This window comes from Rhodopirellula sp. UBA1907 (assembly GCF_002337565.1).
Lineage (GTDB): Bacteria > Planctomycetota > Planctomycetia > Pirellulales > Pirellulaceae > Rhodopirellula > Rhodopirellula europaea.
In genome coordinates this window covers 32,385-34,801 of record NZ_DDGH01000006.1, presented here as the reverse complement: position 1 = coordinate 34,801, position 2,417 = coordinate 32,385, and the positions used below count along the sequence as shown (strand labels likewise).

Below are 2,417 nucleotides of genomic sequence, written 5' to 3'. Positions count from 1 at the left end.
TCTACTGTCCCCCCCTGAACCGCTATTCTTGGCAATCGATTCGCGACTTCGTATCTCGCGACCCATCCTTGTTCAGAAAGAAATTTGTCTGATGTCCGCTGATTCCCCTTCGTCCCCCGCTTCTTCCCAGGCCGCCGAAGTTCAAGTCCGACTGCCGGACGGCTCGCTGAAACTCCAACCCGCTGACGCCACCGCGATGGACGTCGCGAAAGAGATCAGCGAAGGCCTTGCCCGCAGCGTCGTGGCCGCCGAAGTCGACGGCGCGATTGTCGATTCGTTCCGTCCGCTCGGTGAGATCGCCGATGATGAAAACGTGGTTCCGCTTCGTTTGCTGACCACGCGTGATGAATCGGCTCTCGATGTGCTGCGTCACTCGGCCGCCCACGTGATGGCTCGCGCGATCATGCGAATCTACAAAGGCGTTTCGCTGGCGTTCGGACCGACCACCTCGGGTGGTTTCTATTACGACTTCGATATGCCAGAGAAAATCAGCGAGGACGATTTTTCGAAGATCGAAGCGGAAATCAAAAAGATCATCAAAGCCAAAGAGCCGTTCGAACGCTTTGTGCTGGATCGTGATGAAGCCCGCAAGCTTTGCGATGACCTCGATCAAGACTTGAAGGTCGAGCACATCGAAACCGGTTTGGGCGACCAAGCCACGGTCAGCTTCTATCGTCAGGGCGAGTTCGTCGACCTTTGCCGCGGACCCCACATTCCTCACGCCGGAATGATTAAGGCGATCAAACTGCTGAGCGTTGCGGGCGCTTATTGGAAAGGCGACGCTTCGGGCCGTCAGTTGCAACGCGTTTACGGCACCGCTTTCTTTGACAAGAAAGAGCTGGCCAGTTACCTGGAGCAGATCGAAGAAGCCAAACGTCGCGATCACCGCGTGCTGGGCAAGCAACACGGCCTGTTCGCGATCAATCCCGAAGTCGGCCAAGGTTTGTGTTTGTGGTTGCCCAAGGGAGCTCGCGTTCGCGTCACGCTGGAAGATTTCTTGCGTCGCGAATTGCTCTCGCGTGGTTACGACCCGGTGTACAGCCCTCACATCGGTCGTGTGGAAATGTACGAAACCAGCGGCCACTTCCCCTACTATCGCGACAGCCAGTTTGCTCCGTTGTTCGGCAGCGAAGTCGGCGGGTTGTTGGATGCGTGGAGCACTCGATTGGACAAAGATGATTTGTCCAAGGACGACGAAGACAAGTTGATCGCCGCGGCGGAAGTCTTTGGCGTCAAACTGCCCGAATACAAACCGTCGGCATCCAATGACGCGAAAAAGGACGTGCTGCATCGCTGGCAATTGAATCACGAGCGTTATCTGCTCAAGCCAATGAACTGCCCGCACCACTGTCAGATCTTTGGTGCCCAGCCACGATCGTATCGTCAGTTGCCTCTGCGGTTGTTCGAGTTCGGAACCGTCTATCGTCACGAGCAAACTGGTGAACTGAACGGGATGATGCGGGTGCGTGGTCTGACCCAAGATGACGCGCACATCTTCTGCACCGCTGATCAAGTCGAAGAGGAATTTCGGGCAACGATCGAGTTGACCAAGTTCGTGCTCGAGTCCGTTGGGCTGGACGATTACCGCGTGCAATTGTCGCTGCGGGATCCGGACAGCAGCAAGTACGTCGGCAGCGAAGAGAACTGGGATCACGCGGAAGGTGCTCTGCGAGGCGTGCTGGAGCAATCCGGTTTGTCATTCAACGAAGAACCCGGTGAAGCAGCGTTCTATGGTCCCAAAGCGGACTTCATGGTGCGTGACTGCATCGGTCGTTCATGGCAGTTGGGAACCGTGCAGTTGGATTACAACCTGCCCGAACGTTTCAAGCTGGAATACAAAGGCAACGACAACGCAACTCACCGACCGGTGATGATCCACCGGGCACCGTTTGGTTCGCTGGAACGATTCACCGGGATGTTGATCGAGCACTTTGCCGGTGCGTTCCCGATGTGGTTGTCGCCCGAGCAAATTCGCGTGTTGCCTCTGTCGGACAAGTCCGTCGAATACGCGACCGCGGTGGCCAAGCAATTCGACGAAGCCGGGTTCAAAGTCACCGTCGATGCATCTGACGGAAAGGTCCAAGCAAAGATTCGCAACGCCCAAATCGACTTGGTCAACTACATGGCCGTCGTGGGGCCGAAGGAAGCCGAGTCGGGCCAGGTCGCGCTGCGTGACCGAATCGAAGGCGACCTCGGATCGATGCCGATCAAGGAGGCGATCGCGCGTCTGCAAAAAGAAGTCGAGACGCGTCAGGTCCGCCAGGCCGTCAAAGGCAGCACCGTGTCGATCGCCGAATCCGGCGGCGCCGCGACCGATTATTGATCGACTGCTGCCGATCGGCTTGTTGAGCTGTCACTAGTTTAGTCACCTAGTATATCGCTCTCCTCCGACTGCGGAGGTCGTGCAGTTTTGAAGT

1 protein-coding gene is annotated in these 2,417 nt (G+C 56.9%); it reads left to right on the top strand.

What is annotated here, in order from left to right:
* Positions 1 to 91: 91 nt before the first annotated feature.
* On the top strand, positions 92 to 2,323 hold the full coding sequence (thrS, locus tag B2R17_RS02060) for a threonine--tRNA ligase (protein WP_286762711.1): 2,232 nt from the start codon (positions 92 to 94) through the stop codon (positions 2,321 to 2,323).
* Positions 2,324 to 2,417 lie beyond the last annotated feature (94 nt).

Coding starts and splice junctions, on each gene's coding strand:
- thrS (WP_286762711.1), top strand. CDS start 92: ATGTCCGCTGATTCCCCTTCGTCCCCCGCTTCTTCCCAGGCCGCCGAA.